This is a genomic window from Achromobacter pulmonis, from assembly GCF_002885955.2.
Taxonomy (GTDB): domain Bacteria; phylum Pseudomonadota; class Gammaproteobacteria; order Burkholderiales; family Burkholderiaceae_B; genus Achromobacter; species Achromobacter pulmonis_A.
In genome coordinates, this window is the sequence record NZ_POQS01000013.1 from 1 (window position 1) to 3,374 (window position 3,374).

Sequence of the window (3,374 nt, forward strand, 5' to 3'; positions counted from 1 at the left end):
GCTAGTGGGCCATTGCCACCGACGAAGAATGTCTTCCCATCAGGCTTCGCGCGCGCCACTAGATCGCCAGCAATCATGCCACCGGCACCGGGCTTATTTTCAACCACGACAGGAGTGCCGAGGCTTCTTGCGACCTCATTCGCCACAATTCGTGCCATCTGGTCGCCAGCGCCCCCAGGCGGGTACGCGACGACAAAACGAATGGGGGTCGGTTGCTGCGCATGAACTTGGAGAGCGCAGATCGTCAGAATAATTGCCGAGCATGCGGCGCGGAAATACATGAACATGGGAAGATCCTTTAGACAAGCAGGAGAAAAAGTCAATTTGATTTCACATGGATCCGGCACCTTAAACAGGCACTGACTAACGTGAGTTGATCTCGGAAAAGAAAGGAATCAGAGCTTGCGCATGATGTCGATCATTGAGCGGTTTACAAGACAGGCATGCCGAGCGCTTTACGAGTCCGGAAGCGAATTCCATGGTCATACTGGTCTCCTTAGTGATTCAACATGACGGCCTTGGCCAAGGCCGCCCGGATGCCGTCGATCTCCGCTGTCGATAGCTTCATCAACGGCGGCCTCACCACGGCATGGGGAAAGCGTCCCATGAGGACTTGAGCCTCTTTCATCCGGTTGTGCTGGTCGGCCATCGGGGCGTGGTAGAAGGCCTTGTTCGGAATGTCCAGCCGCTCATTAATTTCCCGAGCACGTGGCAGGTCGCTGTCTTTCATCGCCTCGAACAGCTCGGCCTGAAGCGCGGCGACAGTGCTGCCTGCACCCGACAAGATGCCTTCGCACCCGAGCGCAAGTGATTGCAGAAGCCACGAGCTGTGGGCGGTCAGCACGTTCACCTTCCTGTGGCTATTCTGGAGCTGTCTGACCGTCTCTTCGTGCGCAACGGGGTCACCGCAGTAGTCTTTGATCGCCTTGATGCTGGGGATGGTGTCAGCCAGATTGGTGAGCGTCTGGATCGCCATCATTTGCGCGCCCGCATATTGAAAGATGATCAGTGGCAGGTCGCATGCATCGGCGATCCGCTGGTAATGCTCCATGACCATCTCAGGCCGAAGCTGGGCACCCTTGCCGAAAGCAGCCGGTGGCACCACCAAGAGCGCGTTGGCGCCGAGCTGCTGCCATTGCTTGGCATGCTGGGCTGCGACGATGCTGCTTTCCGAATAGACGCCGCCGATCACCGGCAGCGCGTTGCCTACTTCTTCCAGAGCCACCGTTAAGATCCGGGCCTGTTCCTGCTCCGTGCAAGACATGACTTCCGACGCGTGTCCGTTGACGCAGATTCCCGTGACTCCCTTGACGGAGGCGAGATCACGCAAGTGAGACCTGAACGTGGTCAGGTCCAACTCCATGTCTTGAGTGAAAGGCATCAGCGCCGCTGGAATGACGCCGCTGGCACGAAATTTCATGGGGTATCTCCTTGTTTTCCGGTTGGGTTCGAATGGGGCGGGCGGCCGGCCAGCAACCGTACCGCTGTGTACGTCATGACCGTTACCCCGCGCTGGTTCAGGACGGTGATCGCCGATGCGACTACGGCGCGGCCGGTCTTCTTGGGCTGGATCGACATGATTTCGATCTCGGCCCGGATCGTGTCGCCCACCAGCACGGGCGCGAGGATCTTCTGCGTCAACTCGAGCATGGCGAGCCCGGTCCCCTGGATCATGGTCTGCAGAATGAACCCCTCGATCAGGGTGTAGGTCAGCGCGGCCGGTACCGGCCGGCCGGCAATGGCCCCGTCCGGGTAGTTGGCTTCGATGAAGATGGCCTCCAGCATGCCCGTGACCGACACGAAATTAACGAGGTCCGCCTCGGTCACGGTACGACTGAAGGTGTCGAATCGATCGCCCACTTGGATGTCCTGCCAATGGCGGCCTTGCCCGAGGCGCACGGGCGGAGTTCGATCGGGCGTCGGCATCACGTGGTCGCGATCGGTGTGGTGGGCGAGCCGACGGCGCCGGGCAGCCGCAGGGGGGGCGCGGTCAGCAGGAACGCGGTGCGGCCCTCCTGCCCGAGGTAGTCGGCCAGATCCTTCACCCACCACAGTTCGGCCAGCGGCACGCCCAGCTTGAACAGGCAATGCTGGTGAAGGGGAAGCGAGGGCCGCCGGCCAAGCGCCTCGCGCGCGGGCAGGCCCTCGACCGCGTAGTTGTCGGCGCACAGTGCCGCGATGCCGCTGTCGGTTATCCAATTCAGCAGCCGTGTGTCCCGCCCATCGAGGACACTGCCCGTGGCGTCGAGAATTTCCTTGTCGGGCTGCCTGTTCATCGCCATAACCGCTTCCGTGAAGCCCGTGCGGAACACCACTATGTCGCCAGGCCGCACGTCGATCGCATCCTCCGCGATGACGGCCTGGAGGTCTTCATGGCTCACGTGCCGACGGTCCATGCCGAAATGCTTTTTGAGGTCAAAGTGGCAGCAGCCCAGGCAGGACGTTCTACACCCACATCTCTGACCAGTACGCGCCGTTCCACAACAAGGTGGTCAATGTCGGCGTGCGCGATTCCACCTACGTGCTTGACGGCCTGCTGTACCACGAGTCCGACCTGCGCATCGAGGAACATTACACGGACACGGCGGGCTTCACCGATCACGTCTTTGCCTTGATGCACCTGCTGGGCTTCCGCTTCGCACCGCGCATCCGAGACCTGGGCGACACCAAGCTCTACACCCCGAAAGGCGAAGCCGCCTATGACGCGCTGAAACCGATGATCGGCGGCACTCTCAACATCAAGCACGTCCGCGCCCATTGGGACGAAATTCTGCGCCTGGCCACCTCGATCAAGCAAGGCACGGTGACGGCCTCGCTGATGCTTAGGAAACTCGGCAGCTATCCGCGCCAAAACGGCCTGGCTGTCGCCCTGCGTGAGCTGGGGCGCATCGAGCGGACGTTGTTCATCCTGGGCTGGTTGCAAAGCGTTGAGCTGCGCCGCCGCGTCCATGCCGGGCTGAATAAAGGCGAAGCACGCAATGCACTGGCCCGCGCCGTGTTCTTCAACCGGCTGGGCGAAATCCGCGACAGCAGCTTTGAGCAGCAGCGCTACCGGGCCAGCGGCCTCAATCTGGTGACGGCGGCTGTCGTGCTGTGGAACACGGTCTACCTGGAGCGCGCAGCGCATGCGTTGCGTAGCAACGGCCATGCCGTCGATGAAACGCTATTGCAGTACCTGTCGCCGTTGGGCTGGGAACACATCAATCTGACCGGCGATTACCTCTGGCGCAGCAGCGCCAAGATCGGCGCGGGCAAGTTCAGGCCGTTGCGACCTCTGCAATCGGCTTAACGTGCTTTATTCTCCGTTTTCTGAGACGACCCCTGGTGGGCGCAATCTTCCCGATCAGTTCCGGTGGAATGACCTGGCGGCGGTT

At 61.2% G+C, this 3,374-nt stretch carries 3 protein-coding genes and 2 pseudogenes; 1 reads left to right on the forward strand and 4 read right to left on the reverse strand.

Going from position 1 to position 3,374, the window contains the following annotated elements:
* The 4 genes and pseudogenes from C1I89_RS31470 to C1I89_RS31485 form a co-directional block, all read right to left on the reverse strand.
* Window positions 1-287: Bug family tripartite tricarboxylate transporter substrate binding protein (locus C1I89_RS31470; RefSeq protein WP_258231565.1), on the reverse strand; the 287-nt coding region annotated here is incomplete at its 3' end.
* Window positions 288-496: 209 nt separating this feature from the next.
* Window positions 497-1,420, reverse strand: coding sequence for a dihydrodipicolinate synthase family protein (locus tag C1I89_RS31475; protein ID WP_015060626.1), 924 nt, complete (start codon window positions 1,418-1,420; stop codon window positions 497-499).
* Window positions 1,417-1,926, reverse strand: a complete 510-nt coding sequence (locus C1I89_RS31480; RefSeq protein ID WP_015060627.1) for a MaoC family dehydratase — start codon at window positions 1,924-1,926, stop codon at window positions 1,417-1,419. The genes C1I89_RS31475 and C1I89_RS31480 overlap by 4 nt, the downstream gene beginning before the upstream one ends.
* Window positions 1,926-2,417 (reverse strand): annotated as a pseudogene (locus C1I89_RS31485) (cyclase family protein); the annotation flags it as partial. The gene C1I89_RS31480 and the pseudogene C1I89_RS31485, both read right to left, overlap by 1 nt.
* A gap of 5 nt (window positions 2,418-2,422) precedes the next feature.
* On the opposite strand from C1I89_RS31485, the pseudogene C1I89_RS31490 reads away from it, so the two are divergent.
* Window positions 2,423-3,289: pseudogene (locus C1I89_RS31490) on the forward strand (Tn3 family transposase); the annotation flags it as partial.
* Window positions 3,290-3,374 lie beyond the last annotated feature (85 nt).